This is a genomic window from Planctopirus sp. SH287 (assembly GCF_056500625.1).
This window is the reverse complement of the sequence record NZ_CM151403.1, coordinates 5,420,932-5,446,763: the sequence shown is the minus strand read 5'-3', so window position 1 is coordinate 5,446,763 and position 25,832 is coordinate 5,420,932. Positions and strand designations below refer to the sequence as shown.

Genomic DNA, 25,832 nt, shown 5'->3' with positions numbered 1-25,832 from the left:
GTCAGCCGATGCGGGCGGTCGACCATACTCATGATAATCCCGGTCAGAAGTCCCCATGGGGCAAACTGTGATGGGATGATTCGGAGTGTGCCTGTGTTCTATGTTCGTGGGGAATGACTGTCCTTGTAAGGGCAGGAGTTTCGCCCGCGTCAGAAACTCCTGAGCAAAAGGACTTGTCGCGATGAAGAGTTTCGATTTTGTGAAGAGCTTTGCAGTTGCTGTGGCAGCCGCCAGCATGGTGATGCCTGCAACCCTTGTCAGTGCCGCTCCTCCTGCTTCGGCAGCTCCTGCTGCTGTGCAGCCAGCCGTGCTGGATGTGGCCCTTGCGGGTGGTCATCTGAACGGTCGCGTGGTCGACGCTCAGGGCCTGTCCCTGAACGGCGCTCTCGTGGTGGTTCGTCAAGGTGACAAGGAAGTGGCTCGTACCACTTCTGACACTAACGGCCAGTTCGCTGTTGGCGGACTCAAGGGTGGTGTTTATCAGGTTTCTGCTGGTAACAGCGAAGGAACTTACCGCGTCTGGACAGAGCGTACCGCTCCTCCCAACGCCAAGAACGGCGTGGTGATGGTTTCTTCCGCTTCGCCAGTTCGTGGTCAGTTTGGTCCTGTGTCTGGCGCCAACGGAACCTCTTTCTGGACATGGACAGGCGTTGGCCTGGGTGCCCTTGGAACTACGCTGGGCGGCGTCGCTTTGAACGAAGCCAACAAGAACTCCAAGACGCCATAAGCTCGATGCCTGCCTTCGATTGAAGGTCTTGAGCAGCGATAAAACAGATCAGCCATCCTGAGGAACCGGGTTATCCCGTCTCAGGGTGGCTGATTTTTTTTGCCCCAATTGCGAAGGGGTCTTTTCCATTTCGCATCTCGATCTCCGTGCCATACTCACGGGTCTGAGCTGTCTTTGACACACAACGTTTTTGCCTCCTGAATCGCTGCAAGCATGGCACGGGAGTCATCAATCCTGAGCATGGCACACAGGACGCAGTGAAATCCCGGAATCCGTATCACATTTTAGCATCTTCAAATTCAGCATCTGTCTTCAATCGCTCCACATTTGATTTCATCTGATCCATGCCCTGTTTGAACTGAGCAGACAGGCTGGCATGATCCAGAATGCGACAATAATGCGTGTAGATGATCGCTTCCCGGAGTATCAGAAACTTCCGCAAACGTTCGCCTGGTAAAACTGGCAACAAGCGGACAGAACGATAGGCGTTCAGCACGATCTGGCAGCGGCGACGGTATATTGCCTGGAGTTCTGACGCCGGGACCCGGTTGAGAAGATGGCAATAAATGGCGTCGTAGAAGACGGTCGCCAGGTCTTGCACCACGGTGCCGATTTCACAGTTATCGAAATCGAACAGGCAGAGTGCCTGTCCGTCGAGAAAAGTATTGCTGAATGACACATCGCCATGAACCAGACCGGCGGGATCGTCAGCGTTGTCTTTTAATTCGTCAATGAGCTGTCGCACTTGCTTACGAAACAACTGATCGGCGGGCATGGTGTATCGAACCACATCGTCATTGAGAAGACGCGACTCATACCAGGCTGGTCTGGCGAACTGAGTCGAGGCTGCGGGATGGGAATCAAACGATGCCGCATGCAACTGGGCGATCAGTTTGCCCAGCGTCCTGTAAAGATCGTCGTCAACATCGCTCACGACGACTTGACGTCCCGTCGCCCGAGGAAAATGCGAGACGAGATACTCTTCACCATCCACAAGAATTTGCTCGCAACGTCGCCCTGATAATGACCGGATGACAGGACAAACAGGCAACCCACGGGCTGCGAGATCATCAATCCAGCGCAGCTCATTTTCAATCAATTCTTGCGTCTGGCCACGACGGTGAGAAACACGCAGTATCGAGTCATTAATGGCATAAACCACGTTTTGCGAACAGGCAATAAAAACGGCGGACTGTGCTGCCAGACCAAAAGGCTTGCAAAGGATCTCCAGCGTTGCCAGGGGAAGAGTGTTCATTGACATTCTGGTTGTGTCAGGGCTTTCTCCGGGGAGCATGCGTCATCACGTGATCCGTTGTTTGGCGTTATAGCCTGTCCCATCCCGCTTTTCAGGATTAACGAACCACTATTTAAAGCTTTGATACCTCGTCAGCAAAGGTGTCAAAGTCATTTTTCATGGTCGCGGCGTCTGTTTTGTCGGCCCAGGCCGATTTCATCGCGACGGCTTTGTCGCGAATATTGGTAAATGGCTGGCCATATTGTTTCGCATAGCTATCAAGCGATTCGATCAGCATGGTGACTTCCTCTTTAGTTCGTCGCGGCTGTTTTTTCACAGTCTCCTGTATTGATGTGATGTGTTTCTTTAATCCTTCGGAGATTTCACTTTTCTGGGGCTTGGGGGCACCACAAGCTGCGACACCAAAGCAGAGACCAAGCACCAGCATACGTAATAATACAGGGAACTGATGGTTCATCGGGAGACTCCTTTAGTCGCTTCGATTAGAACTCGTTATCTATAAATGCAGATGATTCCACTTCCAGAAAGTCGCCACTTTTATCATTCAAAGCGACTTCGCTGATCCAGAAAACAGATCAGCGACCGAGCGTGAAAGCCTGATCGCTGATCTGTTGAGTGTCATACGCAAACGTATGTGCTTCGAGCGTGATCACCCTGATTAGAATTCACCCACGGTGTTTCCATCGGACATGGAAAGAAGTCGCAGGTAGGTGGTCTGATCGATGTTGTCACTGATAAAGCGAACCGTTCCATCCCCAAATGTGGAATGAACACCGCCGGTATGGAAGCTGCGCATCGCCACGCCTGTCGTATTGGCACCATCGGGATTACTGCGCCAATTGAAGACGGTGTTGGTGGTGTCGTTGGATGAGTAAGGTGATGAATCCATCAGGGTGCGTGAATTCGGGGTGAGAACACCATTCCCAAATCCCCGACCAGAAAAAGTCGGGCCAGAGCACCAACCCCAGGCTCCGCGATCATCGGCATCGTGATTGGCTTTTACAATTTCACTGACCAGAATCACATTGGAACTGCCGTCGGTCATATCGCGGAAATTGGCGCCATACATTCTGACGGTGCTGAAAGGCCCGCGCAGGTTGCTATCTCCCGCATCGGCATCATGGAGTATTCGACCAGCCCCGACATTGGCAGCATAGTTCCCCTTGGCAAAACCCGTAAAGTCCTGGGTCAAAAGTGTGCGAATTTCAGGATGTGAAGGGCAGTTCATCGCCGTGAGGTTCGTTCGCGTGACGCGATTGTTTCCTGTGGTTGCATCTCCATCTCGACCAGTGACGGAAAAGTTGTAATTGTTGTAAAGGGGGCCACCGTCAATAAACGGCAGGATGGAAAGCACCCATGTCGCTGACCACGTCGCGATACGACAATCTTCGCGATTGGCGCCGACCCCAAGAGTCAAATTGACAGCGGCTGGTGGCATCCGGTTGAAGTTGTCGTGGTAATTGTGCAGCGCCAAACCCAACTGCTTGAGATTGTTGCGGCATTGAGTACGCCGTGCCGCTTCCCGAGCTTGCTGTACCGCAGGCAACAACAGGGCAATCAAAATGGCGATGATGGCAATCACCACCAGCAATTCGATCAAAGTAAAGCCGCGTTGATAGTTTTTCTGAGAGGTCAACATGAAAGACTCCGAAATGGGCGCGTGAATACGCATTTAAAAGGGGCCAGATCGGCCAAGAGAAGAAGGGATCAACTCATCATAACATACTGTCTCTTTGATGGAAGTGGCGGGGAGACAGAAATTTCCCTTTGATTCATGAGCCAGGCTCTCTTTGTGTGAATCTTATTGATCTTGCATGGTTGTTGTTCTGACCCTTTACAAACCTGTTTGAAAGGGCCATACCATTCTTTCGTGTGAGGTTGTTGATCTGTGATGCGGCCCGAAGCCATCGGTTGTGGTCGCTATCGATTTTCAGCCTGATGATTTGTCCACAGTCCTTTGGCGCCGAGGCTTATTCATGTCCCGCCCTGTCACGCTTTTCACTGGCCAGTGGGCCGACCTCAAACTGGAAGACCTCTGCAAGAAAGCCCGTGATTTCGGCTTTGATGGTCTCGAACTCGCCTGTTGGGGCGACCATTTTGAAGTCGACAAAGCACTTGCCGACGACAGCTACTGCCAACGCAAACGCGACCTGCTGGAAAAATATGACCTGCAGGTGTTTGCCATCTCCAATCACCTCGTGGGGCAGGCCGTTCTTGACACAATTGATCTGCGGCATAAAGCCATTCTCCCCGCTTACGTCTGGGGTGACGGCAACCCGACTGGCGTCAATCAACGTGCCATTGAAGAAATGAAAAACACGGCCCGAGCCGCCAGCAAGTTGGGCGTCGGTGTGGTGAATGGCTTTACCGGGTCAAGCATCTGGCACCTGACTTATGACTTCCCGCCGACTCCCAAGTCGATGATCGACGACGGCTTCAAGCTGCTCGCCGATCGATGGAATCCGATCCTGGATGTCTTTCAGGAATGTGGCGTCAAGTTTGCGCTGGAAGTTCATCCCACGGAAATTGCCTTCGACATTTATACAGCCGAGCGCTCGCTTCAGGCTCTCGAGCGGCGTGAAGAGTTTGGCTTCAATTTCGACCCCAGCCACCTGATCTGGCAAGGTGTTGACCCCGTCGAATTCATCCGGTCTTTCCCGGATCGCATTTATCATGCCCATATGAAAGACGCCAAAGTCACCCTGAATGGGAAGAGTGGAATTCTCTCCAGTCATTTGTCGTTCGGTGATCCTCGCCGGGGATGGGATTTCCGCAGTGTGGGCCGGGGGGGAGTCCAATTCGAAGACATCATTCGCGCTTTGAATCATGTCAAGTACGAAGGCCCCCTCTCGATTGAATGGGAAGATAGCGGCATGGATCGCGAGCATGGCGCCCGTGAAGCCTGCCAATACGTGAAAAATGTCGACTTCAAGCCCAGCGGTCGAGCATTCGACGCCGCCTTCAGCGACTAAGTGGTACGACCACTCTGTCCTGACAGGTTATTGAACTCATCCGCAGGCTCGCTGGCCTGCTGACCACCCACTGCTTAATCTGCCAAAATTAAATTGAAGCTCCATTGACCCGTTACCGGGTGTTGTGGCGGCTTGTGAATAAGAAAACCCCCGATCAAGGTCGGGGGTTTAATTTTGAAATGAATAGGACGCTCAATGACTGGAGCGTCGTCAATTTTCTGATGCCTCAGCGATTTGCTATGGCAAAGCTGAACCTCGACCCTCTCAGAATTCAAAGGGAGAGAAAACCATCCAGCCAAACGTGGAATGAAAATCACACCACGCCCGACTCCACGGGGTTTTAATATCACTCGAATTGAGAAACCAATTCGAGTTTAAACCAGTTCCACAGCTCGCGATTGGACGCAAGTCCCTGGCGAGCTTTCCAACGTCATGCCATCAGGAAGTTCGAGAACGATTTCCTGGCGACGAATGCTCACTTCTGCGGGAGCAGTAATTCCCAGCCGCACACGGTTTCCCTGCACAGCCACCACGGTGACCTGAACACCTTCGCCGAGAATCCCTTGGCCGATCACCAGAGACTCACCAGCCTTTCGCGACAACACCAGCATTTCAACCTCCTTGTCCTTTCGTTAGCAGTCCCTTTACATGCAGTCTTTCGTGTTGCACACAGCGACATGCGAACCCGATCCCATTCCTACCCACATCATCGACAGTGAACAGCAGATTCTGTTTCCCTCTCGACACGTGCCATCAGTCCACCGGATTCCATCCATTGGTGGCGTGGTACAACCACTCTATCCCGACAGGTCTCCGAACTTGCCCGCAGACCCGGTGGCCCGCTCGCACCTCTTCGACTTGTCAACTCAGAATGGAAGTTACTTCAATAAGTAAACGTACCCACGATTCGTCAAGGTTTACGAGAATTTTCCTTTCTTTGCAAAAAAAATCGGAAATTTTTGCCGATACCCTGGCGAACTGAAACAGTGGGAGACATGGAAAGCCCTGGGCCTTCAGGGGAATCAAGAACTCTGGAGAAGCTGCGTAAGCCGGGTTCTGTCGTGGGCAATCATTTCTCTAGGACTGCTGTTACCAGCAGCCTCCAGCAACCGACCCGAGTGGTGGTTCCAGACCGGAGAGGCCTGAAGCGGAATCAATCCGCCTTCCACTCTGCTTGGTCTTGCTCCCGGCGGGGTTTACCCTGCCAGTTCGGTCGCCCGAACCGCGGTGCGCTCTTACCGCACCATTTCACCCTTACCGCAAAAACGTAAGTTTTCCCGGCGGTATCTTTTCTGTGGCACTTTCCCGACCCTCACGGATGGTGGACGTTATCCACCGCCGTCTCCTGCGGAGCCCGGACTTTCCTCTCCGCTGTTTTTTGACCATCAAGGATGATCAATCAACTGCGCAGCGACTGCCTGCCTCTTCTCCAGAGTCGCCCCAAGTCTAGCAGATCCCAATGGGAAACATGGTGCTGATCACACGAAATTGTTGCGACAGATTGGTTTCACCGTCACCACTTCACGCTGTTTGTGAGCAGGTTGGAAAATCCAGAGCAGGAAGAACTCACGCCTTACCTTCGCCAGGTCAATAATGACTTCAAACCCTGGCCAGCAACCGCGTCCATCAACAGCAACACCAGGACGGCGAAAAGCAGGAACTGAGATAACCAATCACCGGCAGAGTTCTCTTTTAAGGCCGTCTCTGGTGCCGGGGAATCAGCGTTGGCCACACGACCAGACTCCATTCCGGGCATGACAGGAACTCTCGCTCCGCTGGCCTGCCCAGTCGCTGTCACACGATTCGCTTCTACCAACTCCACGACTTCCAGTGGTGATTCCCGAGTGTCTGGATTCACGGCAAACCATTGAGTCATCGTACGCCCTCCCGACTGGCTTCGCTGGAATAAACGATAAATCCCTGCCTGCTCGGAACGTCCCAAAGACTGGCCTGATGATGGGGTCACCAATTTTTCCTCGCCATGGGGGGCGACAAGGAACCAGGGCTGGTCATCAGTTGATGCAACAGGGTTTGGCAATCGTCCAGGCATTGCTGCGGTTAAACCCATTCGAGGCAAAACCAGCCTTCGCGGCACAAGGTCGTCGCCAGCCACCAGGCTTTGCTGGAAATCATGTGCCCCAGCGGCATATCGCACCATTTCATGCGCCAGTGGCACCAGACTGTGTCCCCATACGGCCCAGGTTCCCCACGAACGATCAAACGGTGTGGCCACAATCACCAGTCGGCCAGCACCCACCGGACTGGTGACAATCGCCGGATGACCGGATGTCAATTGCAGCGCCACCTGACTTTCCGATTGTGGTCGGGGAACGAGTTGCAAGTAAGCGAAGGTCTTGGTGGTCACCAGTCCTGTCCCCGCGTGGCCTGCAAATGGAGCCACAATGGGATGCTGGTAGCCCAACGGATCAAACTCAAAGACTTCCTCGGGATTGGCAGAATCTCCTTGAATGTCACCTAAGTCGACTGGCCACCAGGGAGCATTCGACAGACTGAGAGCGGTGCGAAAATCGGCGAGCTTTGCCTGCCCACCAAACCCCATTACCACGCCGCCTCCTTGCCGCAGATAGTCTTCTATCACGGAGACTTCCTGTGTGGAAAGCGATGGCAAGTCGCACAAACAGACCACGTCAAAGGTTTCCAGACGCGATGACAGAATCTCGTCTGCCGAAATTGTTTGTATTTGAAATTGTTGTTCGTCGTTGGCGGGATCCAGTGCCAGTCGCAGGTAATCCGTGGCGTTTTCAAAACGAACCTGAGACGGTTTGCCATCAACCAGCAACACTCGCAACGCTTCGCGCACATTTGCAATCAGAAACCGCCGGTCATCTGCCGGACGACGATCCACTCCCTCGTTGCGACGAGATTGCTCACCCGGTGCCAGATTTTGCATCTCACCCCGTGAAAGCCTGACTTCCAGTGACCGTTCTCCCGGCGTTTCAAACTGCAACTCGAATGACACTTTGATCGGCTGGCGATCAACCCGCTCCACCTGCTGTGTTTGCGACAGTTGTCCGTCCACCCAGAGTGTGGCGTTAAAGAGTGTCGCATTGAAAGCAGGAGTCACCGATGTCGTGCTTCCCCAATGTTCCAAAGTCGCTGTGACACGAAAAGGTTCTTTGCGCATCACGAGAGGCGAAGAAAGCTCCAGGTGGGTGATCGCTTCGTTGGTCACGATAGGTTCCCCCATGTTTTCCCAGCGAATCTCAGCGAACTGGCCAATCGCAGCCAGAGGTTCCCGCAGCGGAGAGCCTTCCGTCAGATTCCATGTTGCTGCCTGCAAATCGGTCAGGATCGTGACCTGCTGCCGCTCAAAACGAGAGCTGCTGGTTTGTGTTGCAGGATCAACCCAGGTGCGGATCATCCGAAGAGTTGATAATGGCTGTGCCGCTGCATCGGTCAACGACAGTCGCGGGATCTCTTCCAGCAGATCCCGCTGAGACCATGACGGATCACGGACAATCGCCTGAGGTTGATCACCTGCCAGTACGGCTATTTGAAATGCAGTGCCTGACGGCGCATGGCTGATGATGTCACTAGCTCGTTGAATGGCCGAGTCCCAGGCCGTTCTTCCAGGTTGAGAAGTTGCGGCCTCTTCCCCGGGATTCGCCAATTGGGTGCCCATGCTGAGCGTCGCGTCGATCAACAAAACATGCCGGGTGGAGACACGAGATGGCCCGCTCTGAACGGAGGACATCAGGATCGGGCGTGCCAACGCTGCGGCCGGAAGCATAATGATTGCCAACCGTAACAGCAGTCGCCATAACTCTTGAAAACGCAGGCGCCGGCGGTTTTTCTCTACCGCCGCCCGAAGAAACTGCATCGCGGCCCATGGCATTTTCACGGGCTGACGACGAGCCAGCAGGTGCATGGCCAGAGGAATCGCTCCCAGCAGCAACCCCCACAGCAGCCATGGCTCAATAAAACTCACAGTGAGTCAATCCCTCAGATCGGCAGTGGATATCATGAAAAAAGATGTCTTCGATCGCATGCAGGTCTACGAAGGATTGCCATTCAACAACCCAGCCTCGCGGCTGTGAAGGCACAAACAGCAGGCATTCAACAACCTCGTAACAATCACTGATCATACTCGCTCTGGGCAAGCCAACGGTGATTTTCCCGATGTCAATTTCTGGTGGGAGTTTTCCCAGCAGTCGCTGCTTCCCTCGCTCCGCTTGCGTTCCATCGAAGGGGCTGACAGTCTGTGAGTGATTGGGAACGAATACCGGGTTCACTCACGACTGCTCGTTCCTCTCGTGTATCATCTGGGACGATAGACCGCGAGAAGGCTTTGCTCTGGCAGGATCCTCTTGGAAAGGCGGCCCCTGCCCGCCGCTTACGAACACAATTGACCACACTCACACCGATTCATGCCAGAGGATTCTGGAAGGTTCTTGCCCATGTCGACGCTCGATGCCCTGTACTCTCCAGAGATCCCCAGGTTTCGCGTGGGAACTCACGAAATCGCTTCTCGATTGATTGTGGGAACCGGGAAATACGCCACGTTTGAAGAAATGCGGGAGTGCCTCGCATTGAGCAATGCCGATGTGGTTACGGTCGCCGTCCGACGGGAACGGCTGGTCGATCAATCCGGTCGCAATATCCTCGATTTCATCGACCTGGCTCGAACCACCATTCTCCCCAATACCGCAGGCTGCTTCACCGCAGAGGACGCAGTCCGGACAGCACGCCTGGGCCGCGAAATTCTGGAAGGTCTTGAGAACCCCGGCGCCAGTTGGGTGAAGCTCGAAGTTCTTGGCGACAAGAAGACCCTGCTCCCAGATCCTGTGGCGACCGTCGAAGCCACGCGGCAACTGGTGAAAGATGGTTTTGAAGTGTTGGTCTACACCACTGATGACCCCATCACCGCCAAGCGGCTCAAAGACGAAGGAGCCGCTTCCGTCATGCCTGCCGGCAGCCCGATCGGTAGTGGGCAAGGCATTCTCAATCCGAATAACATCCGCATCTGCCTGGAGTATCTCAAAGAAAACGATCCCGATTACCCTGTCATCGTTGATGCCGGTGTGGGGACTGCCAGTGATGTGGCGTTTGCCATGGAACTGGGTTGCGACGGCGTGCTGCTCAACACCGCGATTGCCAGTGCGCAGAACACCCGGCAGATGGCGGTCGCGATGCGACTGGCCTGTCAGGCCGGGTATCTGGCGGCTCGCGCGGGGCGGATTCCCCGGAAGATGTACGCGACTGCTTCCAGTCCCGAAGCCGGCATGATCTCACCCGGAGTTCGAGGCTAAACTTTTGCCAATGCCACTCAGGCCGTTGCTACTCAGGCCATGGCCACTCAGGATGCCAGACTCAGTCGCTGCTGGACTGAGTCAAGGACTCCTTCTCCTGTTTGGAATTGGTGACAAATTCTTCGATGATCTTGTTTGATTCAAATGAAAACAGGCCGCCTGTGGCCTGAGGCATTAACAGAAAGCATCAGATGGCTGAAGTGGTTGAAATTGGCGGAATCACCCTCCACTTATCCTCACCGGATCGCACTAACGAAGAGTGGATCGGTCAGCGGGAAGTGCTGATGCAGCTTCTGGCCTGCTGGCTGGTGGTGGACGAGCGAGACTTGCCCCTGGCGCCTCGTTTGATTGGCGCTCCCGGCATTGGCAAAACCACGCTGGCGATTGCCGCCGGTCGGCAGCGGGGGCAAGAGGTTTATATTTACCAATGCACGGCTGACACGCGCCCGGAAGATCTGCTGGTCACGCCGGTGCTCGCCGAAGATGGGAAGATTCGCTATCACGCTTCTGGCCTGGTCACAGCGATGATTCGTGGCGGCGTCTGTATTCTGGATGAAGGAAACCGGATGAACGAGAAGTCGTGGGCCAGCCTGGCTCCGCTTCTCGATCACCGCCGTTACGCGGAATCAATCGTGGCAGGGGTCACCATTCCCGCCCATCGCGACTTCCGCTGCGCTGTCACCATGAACGAAGACGAATCGACGTTTGAAATCCCGGATTACATTCTCAGCCGCCTTCAACCCACGCTGACCCTGGGGCACCCCGCACGCGAAGATGAGCTGGCGATTCTCCGTTATCACTTGCCGTTTGCCGCCGAAGATATTCTGAATCTGACCGTCGAATTCCTGCAACAATCCCATGGGCTGAAGCTCGATTTCTCCACACGAGACGGCATTAACGTTCTTCGCTACGCCATGAAGCGTGTTGCTCAAGACCCTGAGCATCCGCTTTCGCGTGATGACGCCTGGCGCCAGGCCCTCGAAGCATGCCTGGGATCAGAAGCGATGGATCTCGACCGGCTGGCGGCGAAAAACCGGCAAACGCTCGGCGGGGATGTCATGCCCATGGGACTGGGGGACTTCTTCTTTTCACCCAATGATCCCCTTCATCCCGATCGTCACGAGATCGACGATGACGATGAAGACGACATGTATGATGACGATGAAGAAGATGAGGACGACGACGATGAAGACGATCGCCCCTCACGCCGCTGATCCGATTGCTCTTGTCGGTTTGAGGCCAGCCCGAATGAGCACTCGGGCTGGCCTTGTTCACTGCAAGTGAGATTAACCTTTGTTTTCTTTGAAAACGGTATCAATCGCCAGGCCGGCGGCCAGCAGCAGTGTGGCCAGACCGGCGTTCGATTGAATCGAAGGGTTCAGTGCGACGACATAGTTATCCGCCGAGGTGAACATCTCTTTCGCCAGGCCCGCCCATTTCTTGGAGACAGTCCCCAACTCATCACCCGAAGTGCTGAGAAGCTTGAAGTTCCAGCCTTTCCAGTCCCCTTTGACATCACCCACCTGCTGATCGTTGGCATCATAGAGCAGAAAGCCGCCACCCAACGAAAAGAGCTTGGACTTGAAATAGCCGATCAACTCACCACCCGGAGCGACCACGGTCACTTTTGACCGGAAAAAGGCCACTCCGCGATGGATCTCAAAGAGCGTCCCACCGGTGGCTGTTTCTGTCACGAGAATCTTCGTCGGCATCAACTGCTTATTCACCAGCAGCCGCAAATAGGTCACCAGTGTGCCGGGCTGTTCTTCGACATCTCCGATTTTTTCGTTTGTATCAGGATCAAAAATATCATACCGATCAACCAGCTTCATAATGCCGGCATGTTCTTTGATAAAAAACGTGGAACGATCCAGTATCGACATTCAATGACCTCATTTCTGCGTAACGTCTGATAGTGGCGCAACTCACCGGCAGACCATATCACACCGACATGAGACTCAGCCAGATCTTGTTCAGTCAGATGTTGTTTGAGTGCCGATTTGTGAATAATGCGTGATCTCTGGTGCAGCACACCAGTCTTCGCCAATCCTGAGCTGACCAGTCGCCTTTTGAAGATTTTCAGTCCAGGATCTGGCGTTGATCCGCCGCATTGTCGTAAGACTTTCACAGGGCGATCAGCCGTTACGGTAGCCTGCATGTCACCGATTGTCCGCTGATTACAGCGTCGCTGAAAATTCGCCATCCTTCATCAATGATTGAGCACACTGCCATGCTGGATATCTGGATCGCCGTCGGCGTCATGATCATTGTCTCCGCAGGCGCAGGCCTGATTTCTTCGCGGTTTCTCTCCCCAGTGAGAGGCCAATGGGTCATGCTATTTCTGACGTTGTCGATTGTCGCTGCTGTCTTTTTCCTGCTCTACTTTGCCGGGCAGCTCTATTGGGCGCGAATTGTCCCCAGTTCGGCAGCCATCATCTATACCAACCTGGCAGCCATCTTTGCCGCATTGGGAGCAGGTTGGGCCTGGCGCATGCCGCGGATTGTGAAGTGGCGACGGATCGGCATGGCGATGATTCTGGCTGGCGTGTCACTCGCCGCGATCCTGTGGCCATTGCTTTCGATGGCGATTCGACGACCGCCCGAAGGTCAGGATCAGTGGGAAGGATCGGTGGCTATGCAGACCTCCTGGGCCACCTGCAGTCCGGCTGCCGCCGCCACTCTTCTCACTGCGGTGGGAATCCCGATCAGCGAACGCGACATGATCCCACTTTGTCTGACAGATTATGACGGCACGCCCACTCTGGGACTCTATCGAGGGTTGAAACTTGTCGCGTCGAGGAACAACCGGCAAGTGGAAATCACTGATCCCGGCCTGAAGCAACTGCTCCAGCAGGACGAATGGCCCGTGCTCGCTGCCGTCAGACTCCCCTTAGGCGTTGAGGATCCGCGTTTTGCCGAAGAATGGGGCTGGATTCCCGGCATGGGGCATTCGGTTGTCATCCTCAGCCGCACCCCAGGCGGCGAATTCATGATCGCTGATCCCGCCATTGGGCTGGAGCTTTGGTCGGAGGAAAAACTGGAGACACTCTGGCAAGGCAACGGCCTGCGCGTGCGATAAAAAAAAGAGACGATCCCACGCCTCTCTTCTACTAAGCATTAACCATTTAAAGGCCATCAACGTCCCCTCCTTCGTAACTCATCACGTAATTAAAGAAGGCCGGGGCAACGTTCTATCAGCCGGGATGACAAGACGTTGTTTGAACTCTTTACTACCGGCCTCTGGGGCAGGGAAGCCGAGTTGAGACGACACGTGAGTGACCGCAATTCAACGTAGGTTGAGGGTTACAAGGTACATCATCCGCCACCTCAATACTTACACGCCGGCGGTGAGTGGCCGTTCCTCTTTCACAGTGGCCGCCAAGTAAGCAGCAGCAGCCGTTCGTTTTCGGAGGAATGCCTTCGCGGAATCGGCCATCGTCACGAGGGCCGCACCCATCATGATGACATCCTTGATGACAAGTCTGCCGGCTCCACTCAAATACGGGAACCCGTGCTGGGCATCGCCGAGAGCCGGAACCCAGCATTCGGGCGTTGTGATAAGGAACGAAAGAGTGACGAACGACATCACGAAGACCAGGAAGCTACCGACCGCCGCCACTTGGGGAAACCACGGGTGCAGGCAAAGCAGCAGGCCATAAATGACGATCACGGTTCCCAATCCATAAGCGAACTCGTAAGTGCGGTTCGCTTCATGCCATGTCCGGTTCGCCGGAACCAGTGCGCCTTCCGGGTTCTTGTGGGCCTTGTAGTTGCCGGGGTCGGCATAGAAAAAACTCATCGTCGGGCTGTTGGCGACGAATGGCACAATCCCATCTGCTTCGTATCGAAATGCCTTCAATCCGCCGATCCAGAGAAGCACAATGATCAGCGCGACCCGGGTCACGATCACACCCACCTTGTCCATCCGGGACATCAGTTCAAACAGTTTCAGCACGCCCATGTTTGCTTCCTCCACAAAAGTCAGGAGCGGCTTGTTCCCGGAGCGTCCCGGTTCTCTCACCGCCATGATTCAAGTATCGGAAGCCGCAACGGATCGCAGAATGGGCGCATGATCCGAAAACATGGACAGATTGCTCCCGCCTCGAATTTCCGTCTCGAACTCACGGAAGTAGGTTGGTGAATAACCGGTCGCTTTCTTGAAGAGGCGACTGAAATACAGTTCGTCGCTGAAACCAAGCTCACGTGAAATCTCTTTCACCGGCTTGAGAGTGTGGAGCAGTTGCCACTTGGCATGAATCAGAATGCGGTTACGGATGAGATCGGTCGGCGTAGTTCCCAGATGCTCGCGAACGATTCTTCCGAGCGTCTTCGCCGTCACGTGCAACTGCCTGGCGTAGTCGGCGGGGGAATGCAAGGTGTGGAAGTTCTGCTCGATCAGATCACGCAGCTGGACAAGCATCGGATGCCGGAGGTCATTGGCCCCGGACGCATAAGTACCGGGTTTGGGTGATTTAATCCGAGCGGCGATAATCAGCAGCACCTTCAGGTAAGCCAGCATGACCTCGCCAAAGGCAAGGTCGCTATTGCTCTGTTCCTTCCGAATGCGATCGATCAGGTTCGTCACTTCCAGCTTCGCCTGTTTGTCCAGCGTGACGACAGGGATGCCGTAAGGATCGTTGAACAGGATGCCGCTGCAACCGACTTCGGCGTGGAACGTCTCCACGCAGAGGAAGTTAGCGTGAAACTGGATGACCTCACCGTGAACCGGTTCGTCCGACAGGAAGCGGATGTGCTGATACGGGACGAAGAACAGCAGTGAATCAGGACTGAATTCAAAACGGGAAGCGTCGGCCCAAAACATCCCGGAGCCGGAGTTGATGAAGTAGATGGAAAAGTAATTGGTGCGCGCCGGATCGGTGGGCTTGCAGTCGAGACGCAGGCTTTGGGTGCGAATCGCTTGATCGCCCTTACGAGGGTCATACAGGTTACCGGCGAGATGGCTCTGAGACTCTCTCCGGGTAGGCTCCCTCTCCCCTCGTGGGAAAGGATTGGGATGAGAGGGCCGATGAACCATCCGTGTTTCCAATGCCAATCCTCTGACCCCGTCCCTCACCCGCCAGCGGGAGAGGGACTTTTCTCAGACAGGCTTTCACTTCACCTGTTGGATGGCGGGCGGCTTCCATGTCCCTTCGCCAGCCGGAAGAATCGAAGGTGGCTCTGTCTTCGGCCAGTAAAGTCGCATGACAAGGTAGATCGTGTCATTGGGCGCGGGGAGCCAGTTGCTTTCCTTGTCAGCACCGGGATTATCTTTCTGGAGATAGAGCGTGAGCGAGCCGTCGTCATTCTTCTTCAAGTCTGGCAGCATCGGCGAGTTGATGAGGTAACGGTTGATCGGGTTCTTGACCAGAAGTTGACTCTTGCCGTCATACATCGTCACCGACCAGAAGGCATTCACCGGCGGAAGTTGTCCGGCGGGGAAGGTGATGGTGTAGTTATGCTTGCTGCCATCGAGCGTTTCGCCCGCGGCATCTACGCGGGTATAGGGATATGTAGCTTCGATGGCATCATTCCCATAGAGGCCCCCCTTGGATGCGCCGGCCCGCTTGAGCCAATCACCCTGATAAAAAACGGCATCCCCGAAGAAGGCCCCCACATTCCAGCCGTTGATATTCTTCATGCCGCTGCTGAGGAACTTGTCGACCTTGCCATCTCCCTCCTTCATCCCCAGCAGGACGGCAGCCTTGTGTTCGGGCGAAAGATCTTTGAAGTGGAATGGCTTGCCCGGCCCGATACCGATGGTCGCCAGTCTGGCGCGAATCTCCTGGTCGGCGGGCGTGGCGGGCACGAACTGGAGCGCAGCATCGAGATACTCGTAGAAGTTCTCCTTGATTCCTGCCGTGGTGGCGGGAAGGAAATCGATCTTCGGCGCGGCGGGCGGCGCGGGTTGTTTAAGGAAGGCCGATAGCGGCTGCAACTGATAGCCAGCCTGGACTTTTTCCACGCCCGGCATATCTTCAGCATTAAAAAGCTGAGTGCGAATCAGGGTCAGCGCGAACGGCGTTGTGGATGAGAAAACCTGCTTGATGCCCGCTGGCTTCTCGCCTTTCCAATCGGGGCCGACAACCAGATAGTCACCGGCTTCGGTGCCAGTCGCACGGCTGCCAATGTAGCCATAGTTATAGGTATTACCGTCGATCAGTTGCACGGCGTAGTAGCGTTCTTTATCGACCGCAGGAACCGAAATCACCATCGGTTCGGCGCGTAAATCCAGCCAGCCGATGGAATATGGCGTGTCGCTGTTGGGCGTGATGACCGCCGTGTCCTCGGGAGTCGCAACGCGGTGCTCGTTCTTGAGTTCATTAAAGCCTGCCTTGAACTGCCCCGAGTTCTTGTCGACGGCAAACTCCTGCATCACCGCGTAATTCATCACCAGCGGCAGCCCGTAGATAAACGCCTCTTCGGCAATAGCCTTCGTTTCCACGATGCCAGGCACGGCGATCCCCGCTTTCTTGTCAGCTTCAGCGGCTGCCGAGACAGGATCGTTTTTCTTCCCACACCCCGTGAAGAAGGCCAGAGAAACCATGCCGGTCAGCACGATGGTGAAGAGTGTTCGCTTTGGCAGATTCATGTTTTTGCTTCTTTTTCTCGATCAGCATGATATTCGCTGGGATTTCATCTTGGGCGTGATTGAACCCGCTGACACAGCTTTGGGTATCAATCCTGAAACCGTTCACGACTTTGAATTCAACAGGCATCCATCCACGACCAGCCATTGATCTTGAGCTGATCAGAAAATCTGCTGCGATAAAAATCGGCCCCTCTACCATAACAGAACTGGGTGCGCGTGTCCCGTGAAGATATCAGTAAGAGTCTAATCGAGAAGACTCCCTCTCCTTCAGGGAGAAGCCCGGGATGAGAAAGCTGGATGAGGGGCCTGTGGTGAGGGGCCGATGAATCAGCCGTGTTTCCAAAGCCAAGACCAATCCCTTTATCCAGCCCGCGCCACCTTCTCCCTCAAAGCATTAGTCTCTACACATCTCAAAAACCCCAAAATAATAGGATAAAACACGAAGCGTAGAGGGACATCACCTGAAACCCAGCCATCCTGTCTTGCCTATTCTGTGAATCTAACGATCTCTTTGAGGACGTTTTTCTACTTTTTCAGAGGATGTTTTTTCGAGTTCAATCTTGACTCAGAGATGTGTAGAGACCAATGCCCTCAAAGGAAGAAGGATTTGAGCGTTTTCGGCTAACCTCACATACGCATTCCAATTTGAAATAGCGTTCTGAGTGCCATGCTTGCAGAAACTTTGGGCACGCATGTTGATGCGATCGTCAACGCGCTATTTCAAGTGGCGATTCGTATGAGATCGTAGACAATCCTGAATCAATCACTTCAATAACGCCAGATCGACCGGTCAGTGGCGGTATCGTTTGATCAGCGGCGGGCCAGGGGATCTCCCGTTGCTTGTGACAAGCAGTCAAAGCAGTCATCAGGTCATGCGAATGATTCGCCCGAGGTACATGGCCGGCAGGAGCAATGCCACCGTTGCCAAAGAATAGATAATATTGCTGGCCGACCAGTGCGCAATCACTCCGCAAAGCACGACATAAGAAAGTAACATGAGTTTCACGTTGGATTGAATCCGGGCCGGAGTGGGTTCGCTGATGGTTTGAATCATCCGCCGCACCAGAGTGAAACCTGTGAAACCAAGGACAAGAGCGGCGGTCAATCCGTTTCCGACAGCCGGTTGCCAGGCCAAAAACAGCCACGCCATCAAACAGAGGGCGGCAACAACCCCGACCATTCCTAAATAGAGTGGACGTTGTTGCGTCGCCTTCGCTTCATCCGAAGCAAAGGTCGTGACTCCGACAATATAAAGGGCCAGGCAACCTGCAATGGCGATCTGAGGCATGTTGAAAAGATCGTTCCAGGAGGCCACTGCGCTGGCTCCCAGCAAAAAGTTGAATCCCCGGCAAAGCCCCATGCACCACGGGCCAAGAATGGTTGGCTTCAAAAGCGCGTCATAGGCGATCACACACGTGGCCAGAATCAGTGCTATTCCCAGAGAAGTGATTCCCTGCGACGCGATTCCCACCATCGCGGCACTGGCGATACCAAACATGAGCAGAAAACAGCCAACCAGCTCCGCATGAACCGCAGAAATCTTTCCTGCAGGAATTGGCCGCTCGGGGCGTTCAACACGATCCAGCTCGCGATCAAAGAAATCGTTGAGAACCATCCCCCCCAGATAAAGGGAACTGGAGGCTGCCAGTAAACCGAGGAACGCTCCCAGCGGATGAAATGATCCGTGGGTTAGCAGAAACCCGGCAAAAATATCAGCCATTGCGGTAAAAACAGCGGGAAGACGGAGCAGTCGCAGCCAGTGCTTCATGCACAAGACTCTTTTCGTTGGAACATGGTTTCATGGAAACATGCGAAGGAAACATCTCTCAGGCCACACAGATCGAAAACACCGACCAGTGGCCTGATCGTTCAATGTGAACTCGTCAATTCGATTTTGGGCCAAATCGCAACTTGAGGTTATAGGTCGTCAGCTCAACTTTTTGTCCGTCAGCCGTAATTCCAAAGGTATGAAGCCCCGATGAGGCAAAAGGCTTGGCCTGACTGAACAATTTGGCCCCAGTGGTCTTGTCAATAATGTCCAGCCAGAGCATGGAATAATGCACATCAGACTTGCGCTCCCACCCGCGAGCGGCAAAGACCAGCACCGGGGAATCGGCGATACTGTCCGTGACCAGTTGTTGATTGGCGATTTTCGTGTTCCAGAGCAATTGCCCCGTGGCCTTGCTCCAGGCAAAAAGTTCGCCGCTGGCCCGGTAGCTGGCCAGGTTATCCGAGAAGCGGGCCTCATTGAACTTCGTGTCGTTGAACATCAGGTAAATGCGTTCATTGTCACTGGAGACAAAGCGGTCGCCGCGATACTGGCTACGCACCGCCATGGGAATGTTCTTCAAAGGACGCGTCTGGCCTGTGAGGGCATCAATGAGGAGAACGTCACCCGCAGGGGCGGAAGCCAGCCAGACTCCGGGTGAGACTTCACCCAGCCCAGCCCCTGGCGAAAGTGACAGTTTCCAGGAAATCTCCCCTGTGACAGGATCTTCCCGCTGAAGCGTACATTTTCCTGTCATGAAGCCAAACAGATTTCGGCTGACCACACCATCATAGACAAGAAGAGAGTCTGCCACGGTTCCAATGGCTCGATGCAGCCGGGAGCTATCCCATTCTGTGGTCACTTTTTTCCCGGTATCCAGTTGATAGATCGCCAGATCAGATCGCTCAAAAGTGTAGACCAATAACAGCTGATCCAGCACGATGGCCCGTGATTCCTGAGGAACACTTTCCAGCTGCCATCGCAAGGTTCCTGTGGCAGGGTCATAGATATCCAGGGAGCGATTGCCATAAATCACCACTCCTCCCGAAGACGCGCCGGCAAAGCTGCCTCGTGCGTTCAATGGTTCTGACGAAATCACCGAAACCATGTTGTTCTCGGTGTCGATCAGAGGCGTTGGGGAAGCCCGATGACTGCTTCGGCCATTCGCTCCCAGATCATCCAGAGGCTGATTCCACGCGATCTGCTTCTCCAGCGGTGAGAGCTTCGTCAAGACCTGATTGGAGACGATAAAAACGGAATGGCCAACTGTCAGCGCCGTGGTAAATTGGTCTCCCCGTCGCCTGGAAACAGCCATGGCCGGCCGCCAACTCCGTTCGGGATGTTGGCGACTCTGAAAGCCGATTCGCTGGGTCTGCTGGTCAACCATGTAACGAATCGCAGCCATCGAAGGCAATTCAGAGGCCAGTGATCCGGTATGATTCTGTTGATGTGATGTGGTGCCCATCGTCTCCATGCCCCAGGGGGTCGGAGCGATGGCTGTCTTTGTCTCATGAGATCGATTGATCGCAACATTCTCAGGTACGAGGGCATCGGCTGATGTCCCCTGGCTTTGAGGACGATCTGCCGCTTCAGCCACCTTTTGTGAATTCTCTTGACGATCCCTCTGCGGTGGGCCGGCATTGTCGGCAGCAGCCTGCCCCATGAAGTCAGAGACGCCTCGTGAGAGCACCGCCAGATCTTCAGCCGCTCCCAACTGCCGGGCAATTCGTACCAGCCGCTCAGTCACGGCAGGCTGCAAATCCTTGGGCAAATTGGCTTTGAGTGTCAGCAGACGGATTTCCGCCTCGCCAAACGAGCCTTGATCGATCAGTTCATCGATCTGTTTCAGGCTGACTGGCGAAATGGTAGGCAGGAAATCGACCAGCGGGATCAGACTCCGGCTGGATGGCGAATCGTGTTGAGCGTGCGACTCAATCGCTGCCATCCATTGCCGGGCCAGTTCTAATTTCTCGGCAGGAATCTCTGCGCGTTCTGTTTCGCTCTCTTCGGAATCTTTGCCCTGTTTTGCAGCGTCGTCGCTGGTCAGTGCCAGTGTTGTCAGATCTTTCAGCAGCCCCCGAGTCCAGGCTGAGGCCGTGATTTTGAGGTTTGGATTCTGGTCATCAGGGAACAGCGTGTCGCCGTATCGACGGCAAAATTGCTCCAATGTCTCAAAGAAGTATTCATCGGGAGCCTCGTGCGATAACGCCCGAATGCGATGCGCGGTGGCCAAGGCCCGATCATCAGGTTTGACTGCCGCTCGATCTAAGCGATCAATATCAATGGTATCGAAGGTTCCCTCACGCAAACGCGCCAGAGACACAGTCCAGACAATGCGACGAAATTGCTCGCCATTTAAGGGGTAGATCGCCTGAGGGTCTAGTTTCTGAGACACTTTGGATGAAGCCGGAGGAGACGGTGGGGCTTCCAGTTCCCTCGCGGAGATGGAATCCGTCTCCTGAGGAACAAGAGGCAAGACCCGCTGGAGCCACTGTGAGTCAAATCGACTGAACGCCTGGTCGAGATGCTCGCGTGCCTTTGCCGGACGGCGTTCAACCAAAGCCAGTTGAGCACGAAGAACATCCGCTTGCGGCGTGCTTCCGCCTGGTGGCTTCAGCCATTTGGCCAATTGATCTTTTGAAGTGTAAATCACCAGTCCATCAGCACTCCAGGAAGCGAGGTGATGACCTGCTGCCACAAGATTTCCAAGCTGGTATCCCCCTTGAGGTGACAGACGAGTGCGGGTGATGCCGCCATTATTCAGATTGACTGTAAATATCTTGCCAGCCCGTGACGGCACGATGTACTCGCCGTTGGCAAGAACGCCCCGGCCGGCAAGCTGGTCGTTATCTGGCAGTTCAATTGACCAGTTCTTCATTCCCGTGGTGGGGTTAAACGACGAGAGTCCTTGCGGCTTCGCCAACAGCAGAGATTTTGAAGTCACTCCCGCGACAAACACATGATCGCCTCGATCCACTGTCCAGCGAAGCTTGCCACTGAAAAGGTCAAAGCAGAAGACTCGCTGATCCTCAACCGGAGCATAGATGACAGAGTCGTCAATAATGGTGGGAACCGACCCCTGCCATTCACTGCCCAGTGATTGAACGGGGCGTAACTCACTTCCTTGCCGTGACATTTGACGTGTTTGTTCCGGGGTTGAAAATCGTTGTCCCCAGAGAATGGAGTGCCGCTCGCGATCCACAGCAATCAACCATCCCAGGGATGTGGGACAGACAATGATCCCCTGGCTGGCGGCAATGGAACTGGAGGCCCATCGGCGGACGATGTCATCTTCGATTTTTGTATCGGGATACCCAATCAATTGTGACCAGCGAACGCTGCCCGTCAGAGGATCCAGAGCGACCAGTCGCAGTTCGCCACTCTTTTCACAGACAGCAAGTAATTCGTTCTGATCGGGAAGCGGTGCCCCATGGAAATAGCTTCCGGCCAGGGGCAGGCCCAGAGAATCCTGAACGCCGCCGCCGCCCACTGTCCATAAAATCCGCCCTGACTGCATGTCGTAGGCCGTCAGTCGATTGCTTTGCCAGTTCTGGCCCAGCGCATCCTGCTGGTTTCCTTGCTGCGACCAGAAGTTGTTCGGTGTCGAACGCGTAATCACCGCATGATCTTCCACCACAAACAGACGCTGGCCATCGGAAGACAGTGAGTGATAAACCCCTTCGCGGAAAACCAGTGCTCCTAACGGGTGATAGTCCGCCAGATCACCGGTACCGGCGAGCGAAGAGTCAAAGACCATCCCATTAGGGGCAGCACGCAGGCCTCCGCGAATTCTCCCGTTCTGGCGAAAGACCGCGCCGGCATTCTCGGGCGATGTCGTACTGAAGACATTCTCGGGAACAACCGTGGTTTCTGCCTGCCAGAGCGGTTTCCCCGTTTCAATGTCATAAACTTTCACGCTGTTCAAATCACGCACAACAATCTGATTGCCCACGACCAGCGGTTGACAGCTAAGTAGCGGGATCCGTCCCGAACGGTTCAGTTCATCCGCCATCGATTTCACTCGCTGATTCAACGAGTCACTGTTGGAAATCGGATTGGCGGAAAGTGGCAACAGGACATAATCATCAACCTTGGAAACCGAAGCTCTCGGCCCTGGCCCATAAGGCAACCACTGTTCTGTCAGCGGCTGAGGAACTCCCTGGGTGATGCTTTGCGCCTGATTGATCCATTTCAGGGGATCTTTCACCAACGCCGCCCCCACTTTGACCGCCCCTCCCTGCTCCGGCCAATTCTTCGTCAGCTTGATCAGAAATTCTTTCCGACCAGCGGCTTTGGCAGCGAGCGCCGCTCGCACCTGCCACGATAACTCCTTCGTGAAATCTGCCGATGCCAGCCAGAGCATTTCATGCCAGCGCGTTGCCAGCCCATACTCACCGCGGTCAACGCTTGCCAGAGCCAGTTCATCGGCCGTTTTCTGACCGGCAGGTGTCAATAAAAAGCGGGTTGCCACCTGGATCAGTTGTTCCCGATCGCCTGTCTGCAAGGCTTCCTTTCGCAAAGCCTCTGCCAATCCCGCGTTCCTCGCCACGTACTTCTGACGAACGGCATCGGGAGCCTGCAGCAATTGCTCAGTGGCCGACCACTTGAGCGATGTCCACGTCCCGTCGCTATTTCGCTCCAGGGAATCGCCCTCGTGATCCAGCAGCTTTTGCAGGACATCAATCGCGCTGTCCCAGTCTTTGTTATTGGTGATCGTATTGACTGCCGAGCGGTAAGCTCCCTGGAGCTTGCTGTCCTGCGGTGCCCGACTGTCAATGTGATCGCGATCCCCCAAGCCGGCTCGTGGCTTGTCACCGGCTTCCTCATCAGGCTTCTGGTTGCGACCAATCGCCTGTGGCACCAGAATCCGTTGAATGATTTTTCCCAGCGGCCCGGGCAACCCGTTCTGAGCAACCGCCTGCGAAAGACGAGTTTGGAAAACGATGCTCCCAACGAGCAACAGTCCCAAGCTTGCAATGTAGGCCAACCATCGTGTTTTTCGACTGCGAACTGGCATGTCGTCTGTCCTCTTCAATCGACGGTGCTGGCTTATCAATTGTTGTCCGGGTTGAAACGTTGTCCGGGTTGAAACACTGTCAGGAGAGGCTTCACACGACATGTTTCTCACGCAGCGATGGCAGAGCTGCACTTGGGATCAGGCCGCTGGCATCGGATCAGCCTGTTGGCGTCCACTCGACGATCATATCAGCATACCGCCGTAGTGTACGATGTTTGGCAATGGCAGTGTCGCTCTCCTTTTTTGTTGGACGAAGAAAAAATTAGAAAATTTTTTCCCGGCATACTCCCTCTTCGTGCCCTGCATGCGGGAGAGGCCCGGGTTGAGAAAGCTGGGTGAGGGGGCCGATGAACCAGCCGTGTTTTCAAAGCCAAGACCAACCCCCTCATCTGGCCTGCGGCCACTTTCTCCTCAAGGGAGAAGGATTTAAGTGCTTTCGGACAGTCTCTGAAGTCCAGCTCACCAATCTGGGGATCTGCTCAAAAAACAGCTCAGAGCAGCCCGGTTGCTGCACTTGGTTGCCAGCCAGATGGCTGGTGGTTAAACTTTTTGATTCTCTGTGGCTCATCGGGAAATCAACTGACGTGCCACGTGTTCGCATGAGGTCAGGTTGTCTGATGGGTTTATAGTCTCATTGCAACCCTTCGTGCGTCATTTTGTTGTCAAGTTCATTTGTGTGGTGGTCGCGCGCGACCGGAGTGGCTGTCATGTCTGCGGATTCAAAAGTTTCGGTGAAAAAACGACAGAAGCTGGGGACTGCCGAAACTCGCCGGCTGCGGCTGGAAGGCTTGGTTCCCGGGATTATCTACGGCCACAAGCAAGATCCACAGCCAGTCACTGTTGACGAAAAGGTGATTCACCCCATCGTTGCTTCCGGTCATAAAGTTGTGGATCTCGACGTCGAAGGTGCCCTCGAGAAGGCGATTATCCGCGACGTGCAGGTTGATCCTTTCTCACGCCTGATTCACCACATTGACTTCATGCGAATTGATCCCAACGAGCGAGTGACCGTTGACGTCACCATCGAACTCAAGGGTTCGGCTCCCGGCGTTCTCTCCGGTGGCATGCTCGAACACCAACTCCACAGCATTAAAGTGGATTGCCTGGCCTATCAGATCCCTGACTCCATCATCGTCAAGGTTGGCGAACTTCAGCTGGGCGGCGTCATTCACGTCAACCAGCTGGAAATCCCTGCTGGCGTTCATGTTCAGACTCCTGGCGACTCAATCGTTGTTCATGTTATCCAGGTGAACACCAAGGCGATTGATGCCACGCTTCCCGGAGCCGCCGAGCCAGAAGTGATTGGCAAGAAAGCTGGCGAAGCCGAAGCCGATGCTGCTCCTGCCAAGAAGAAGTAACGAGATTTCTGAAAAATGATTCTCGAGGGAGCCTGCTTGAAAAAGCGGGCTTTTCTCGTTTCGGGAAGAGGCAAATCAACTGAAAATGTCAGCTCGGCATTGCTGCGGTTTCATTGCTGGTTCACCATACGTCGCCACTGACCTGCAAAGGTAAATGCCGTCGATCTGTTGCTTTGATTGCCCAGGAACGAGCACACAATGAAATGTTTTGTCGGGTTGGGTAATCCTGGCCAGAAGTACGTGGGAACGCGACACAACATCGGCTGGGAAGTGACTGCTGAACTGGCGCGGCGAGCACTGGCGGATGCTGGCAAAGCGAGATTTGATGCACTGACGCGCGAAGTCACGCTGGGCGGTCAGTCCGCAATCCTGCTGGAGCCTCAGACATACATGAATCTCAGCGGGCGATCCGTGGGGCAGATTGCCAAATTTTACAAAATGTCCCCCTCGGATTTTCTGGTGATCTGTGACGATCTGAACCTTCCTTTAGGAAAACTTCGTTTACGAGCCAGCGGTTCAGCCGGAGGGCAAAAAGGGTTGGCGCATATCCTGCAAGCCCTTTCCACTGAGGAAGTTCCGCGATTGCGGCTCGGTGTGGATCGCCCTCCCGGAACAATGGATGCGGCCACATATGTATTGGCTCCCTTCCGGAAAGAAGAACGCATAGAAGTCGACCTGGCAGTGGCTCTGGCTGCTGATGCGGCGACCACCTGGCTGATTCATGGCCTGGATCAGGCGATGAATCAGTTCAATTCCAAAAATGGGTCTGCCAAGCCCTAAGTGATGATGGCGTCAGATGAAATCGGAAAAATAAAGGTGCGGATAGACCGGGCAGCAGGGTCGCACGGGTTGACAAAATTTGTGCAACGTCTCTGT

The 25,832-nt window shown here is 54.5% G+C and carries 19 protein-coding genes and 1 other RNA gene; 7 read left to right on the top strand and 13 right to left on the bottom strand.

Going from position 1 to position 25,832, the window contains the following annotated elements; genetic code table 11:
• Window positions 1–181: 181 nt before the first annotated feature.
• The gene (locus tag SH287x_RS20265; protein WP_479516224.1) at window positions 182–727 is read left to right on the top strand and encodes a carboxypeptidase-like regulatory domain-containing protein; all 546 of its coding nucleotides are present in this window, start codon (window positions 182–184) and stop codon (window positions 725–727) included.
• Window positions 728–1,004: 277 nt separating this feature from the next.
• Here the strand turns inward: SH287x_RS20265 and SH287x_RS20260 are convergent, their stop codons facing one another.
• From SH287x_RS20260 to SH287x_RS20250, 3 genes are all read right to left on the bottom strand, one after another.
• Window positions 1,005–1,982: a phosphotransferase enzyme family protein gene (locus tag SH287x_RS20260; protein ID WP_479516223.1), complete on the bottom strand. Its 978-nt coding sequence runs from the start codon at window positions 1,980–1,982 to the stop codon at window positions 1,005–1,007.
• A gap of 112 nt (window positions 1,983–2,094) precedes the next feature.
• A complete protein-coding gene (locus SH287x_RS20255; protein WP_479516222.1) occupies window positions 2,095–2,439 on the bottom strand; it encodes a hypothetical protein in 345 nt (114 codons plus the stop codon).
• A gap of 201 nt (window positions 2,440–2,640) precedes the next feature.
• Window positions 2,641–3,621: a DUF1559 domain-containing protein gene (locus SH287x_RS20250; RefSeq protein WP_479516221.1), complete on the bottom strand. Its 981-nt coding sequence runs from the start codon at window positions 3,619–3,621 to the stop codon at window positions 2,641–2,643.
• A gap of 337 nt (window positions 3,622–3,958) precedes the next feature.
• On the opposite strand from SH287x_RS20250, the gene SH287x_RS20245 reads away from it, so the two are divergent.
• Window positions 3,959–4,954 carry a sugar phosphate isomerase/epimerase family protein gene (locus SH287x_RS20245; protein WP_479516220.1) on the top strand — a complete coding sequence of 332 codons (996 nt, stop codon included), beginning with the start codon at window positions 3,959–3,961 and terminating at the stop codon, window positions 4,952–4,954.
• A 374-nt stretch (window positions 4,955–5,328) separates the two neighbouring features.
• On the opposite strand, the gene SH287x_RS20240 is transcribed toward SH287x_RS20245, so the two are convergent.
• The 4 genes from SH287x_RS20240 to SH287x_RS20225 form a co-directional block, all read right to left on the bottom strand.
• The gene (locus SH287x_RS20240; RefSeq protein WP_479516219.1) at window positions 5,329–5,565 is read right to left on the bottom strand and encodes a carbon storage regulator; all 237 of its coding nucleotides are present in this window, start codon (window positions 5,563–5,565) and stop codon (window positions 5,329–5,331) included.
• A gap of 418 nt (window positions 5,566–5,983) precedes the next feature.
• An RNA gene (rnpB, locus tag SH287x_RS20235) (RNase P RNA component class A) lies at window positions 5,984–6,385 on the bottom strand.
• Window positions 6,386–6,527: 142 nt separating this feature from the next.
• On the bottom strand, window positions 6,528–8,903 hold the full coding sequence (locus SH287x_RS20230; RefSeq protein WP_479516218.1) for a BatA domain-containing protein: 2,376 nt from the start codon (window positions 8,901–8,903) through the stop codon (window positions 6,528–6,530).
• On the bottom strand, window positions 8,890–9,207 hold the full coding sequence (locus SH287x_RS20225; RefSeq protein WP_479516217.1) for a hypothetical protein: 318 nt from the start codon (window positions 9,205–9,207) through the stop codon (window positions 8,890–8,892). The genes SH287x_RS20230 and SH287x_RS20225 overlap by 14 nt, the downstream gene beginning before the upstream one ends.
• Before the next feature lie 165 nt (window positions 9,208–9,372).
• On the opposite strand from SH287x_RS20225, the gene SH287x_RS20220 reads away from it, so the two are divergent.
• Entirely contained in the window at window positions 9,373–10,224 is an 852-nt protein-coding gene (locus SH287x_RS20220; RefSeq protein ID WP_479516216.1) for a thiazole synthase, read from the top strand.
• 191 nt (window positions 10,225–10,415) lie between these two features.
• Window positions 10,416–11,438 carry an AAA family ATPase gene (locus SH287x_RS20215; RefSeq protein ID WP_479516215.1) on the top strand — a complete coding sequence of 341 codons (1,023 nt, stop codon included), beginning with the start codon at window positions 10,416–10,418 and terminating at the stop codon, window positions 11,436–11,438.
• Between the two features lie 72 nt (window positions 11,439–11,510).
• Here the strand turns inward: SH287x_RS20215 and SH287x_RS20210 are convergent, their stop codons facing one another.
• Window positions 11,511–12,107 carry a phospholipid scramblase-related protein gene (locus SH287x_RS20210; RefSeq protein ID WP_479516214.1) on the bottom strand — a complete coding sequence of 199 codons (597 nt, stop codon included), beginning with the start codon at window positions 12,105–12,107 and terminating at the stop codon, window positions 11,511–11,513.
• Window positions 12,108–12,454: 347 nt separating this feature from the next.
• Between SH287x_RS20210 and SH287x_RS20205 the strand changes: the two genes are divergently transcribed.
• Window positions 12,455–13,303 carry a cysteine peptidase family C39 domain-containing protein gene (locus tag SH287x_RS20205; RefSeq protein WP_479516213.1) on the top strand — a complete coding sequence of 283 codons (849 nt, stop codon included), beginning with the start codon at window positions 12,455–12,457 and terminating at the stop codon, window positions 13,301–13,303.
• Window positions 13,304–13,558: 255 nt separating this feature from the next.
• Here SH287x_RS20205 and rclC read toward each other — a convergent pair whose 3' ends face one another.
• From rclC to SH287x_RS20180, 5 genes are all read right to left on the bottom strand, one after another.
• Window positions 13,559–14,185, bottom strand: a complete 627-nt coding sequence (rclC, locus tag SH287x_RS20200; protein ID WP_479516212.1) for a reactive chlorine resistance membrane protein RclC — start codon at window positions 14,183–14,185, stop codon at window positions 13,559–13,561.
• Window positions 14,186–14,254: 69 nt separating this feature from the next.
• Window positions 14,255–15,259, bottom strand: coding sequence for a helix-turn-helix domain-containing protein (locus SH287x_RS20195; RefSeq protein ID WP_479516211.1), 1,005 nt, complete (start codon window positions 15,257–15,259; stop codon window positions 14,255–14,257).
• 75 nt (window positions 15,260–15,334) lie between these two features.
• A complete protein-coding gene (locus SH287x_RS20190) occupies window positions 15,335–16,768 on the bottom strand; it encodes a DUF1254 domain-containing protein (protein WP_479518746.1) in 1,434 nt (477 codons plus the stop codon).
• A 910-nt stretch (window positions 16,769–17,678) separates the two neighbouring features.
• Entirely contained in the window at window positions 17,679–18,581 is a 903-nt protein-coding gene (locus tag SH287x_RS20185; RefSeq protein WP_479516210.1) for a UbiA family prenyltransferase, read from the bottom strand.
• A 115-nt stretch (window positions 18,582–18,696) separates the two neighbouring features.
• Window positions 18,697–23,598 (bottom strand): outer membrane protein assembly factor BamB family protein, encoded by a 4,902-nt coding sequence (locus SH287x_RS20180; protein WP_479516209.1) that lies wholly within the window; start codon window positions 23,596–23,598, stop codon window positions 18,697–18,699.
• A gap of 707 nt (window positions 23,599–24,305) precedes the next feature.
• Here SH287x_RS20180 and SH287x_RS20175 point away from each other — a divergent pair.
• Both SH287x_RS20175 and pth read left to right on the top strand, forming a co-directional pair.
• Window positions 24,306–24,956 carry a 50S ribosomal protein L25 gene (locus SH287x_RS20175; protein WP_479516208.1) on the top strand — a complete coding sequence of 217 codons (651 nt, stop codon included), beginning with the start codon at window positions 24,306–24,308 and terminating at the stop codon, window positions 24,954–24,956.
• A 198-nt stretch (window positions 24,957–25,154) separates the two neighbouring features.
• Entirely contained in the window at window positions 25,155–25,736 is a 582-nt protein-coding gene (pth, locus tag SH287x_RS20170; RefSeq protein WP_479516207.1) for an aminoacyl-tRNA hydrolase, read from the top strand.
• The last annotated feature ends 96 nt before the right edge of the window (window positions 25,737–25,832 follow it).

Bases quoted from the DNA above. Each gene is read 5' to 3' on its own strand.
- SH287x_RS20185 (WP_479516210.1), bottom strand. From the start codon at position 18,581: ATGAAGCACTGGCTGCGACTGCTCCGTCTTCCCGCTGTTTTTACCGCA.
- SH287x_RS20255 (WP_479516222.1), bottom strand. From the start codon at position 2,439: ATGAACCATCAGTTCCCTGTATTATTACGTATGCTGGTGCTTGGTCTC.
- SH287x_RS20245 (WP_479516220.1), top strand. From the start codon at position 3,959: ATGTCCCGCCCTGTCACGCTTTTCACTGGCCAGTGGGCCGACCTCAAA.
- SH287x_RS20195 (WP_479516211.1), bottom strand. From the start codon at position 15,259: ATGGTTCATCGGCCCTCTCATCCCAATCCTTTCCCACGAGGGGAGAGG.
- SH287x_RS20180 (WP_479516209.1), bottom strand. From the start codon at position 23,598: ATGCCAGTTCGCAGTCGAAAAACACGATGGTTGGCCTACATTGCAAGC.
- SH287x_RS20175 (WP_479516208.1), top strand. From the start codon at position 24,306: ATGTCTGCGGATTCAAAAGTTTCGGTGAAAAAACGACAGAAGCTGGGG.
- SH287x_RS20240 (WP_479516219.1), bottom strand. From the start codon at position 5,565: ATGCTGGTGTTGTCGCGAAAGGCTGGTGAGTCTCTGGTGATCGGCCAA.
- pth (WP_479516207.1), top strand. From the start codon at position 25,155: ATGAAATGTTTTGTCGGGTTGGGTAATCCTGGCCAGAAGTACGTGGGA.
- rclC (WP_479516212.1), bottom strand. From the start codon at position 14,185: ATGGGCGTGCTGAAACTGTTTGAACTGATGTCCCGGATGGACAAGGTG.
- SH287x_RS20210 (WP_479516214.1), bottom strand. From the start codon at position 12,107: ATGTCGATACTGGATCGTTCCACGTTTTTTATCAAAGAACATGCCGGC.
- SH287x_RS20215 (WP_479516215.1), top strand. From the start codon at position 10,416: ATGGCTGAAGTGGTTGAAATTGGCGGAATCACCCTCCACTTATCCTCA.
- SH287x_RS20190 (WP_479518746.1), bottom strand. From the start codon at position 16,768: ATGGTTTCTCTGGCCTTCTTCACGGGGTGTGGGAAGAAAAACGATCCT.
- SH287x_RS20220 (WP_479516216.1), top strand. From the start codon at position 9,373: ATGTCGACGCTCGATGCCCTGTACTCTCCAGAGATCCCCAGGTTTCGC.
- SH287x_RS20250 (WP_479516221.1), bottom strand. From the start codon at position 3,621: ATGTTGACCTCTCAGAAAAACTATCAACGCGGCTTTACTTTGATCGAA.
- SH287x_RS20260 (WP_479516223.1), bottom strand. From the start codon at position 1,982: ATGAACACTCTTCCCCTGGCAACGCTGGAGATCCTTTGCAAGCCTTTT.
- SH287x_RS20265 (WP_479516224.1), top strand. From the start codon at position 182: ATGAAGAGTTTCGATTTTGTGAAGAGCTTTGCAGTTGCTGTGGCAGCC.
- SH287x_RS20205 (WP_479516213.1), top strand. From the start codon at position 12,455: ATGCTGGATATCTGGATCGCCGTCGGCGTCATGATCATTGTCTCCGCA.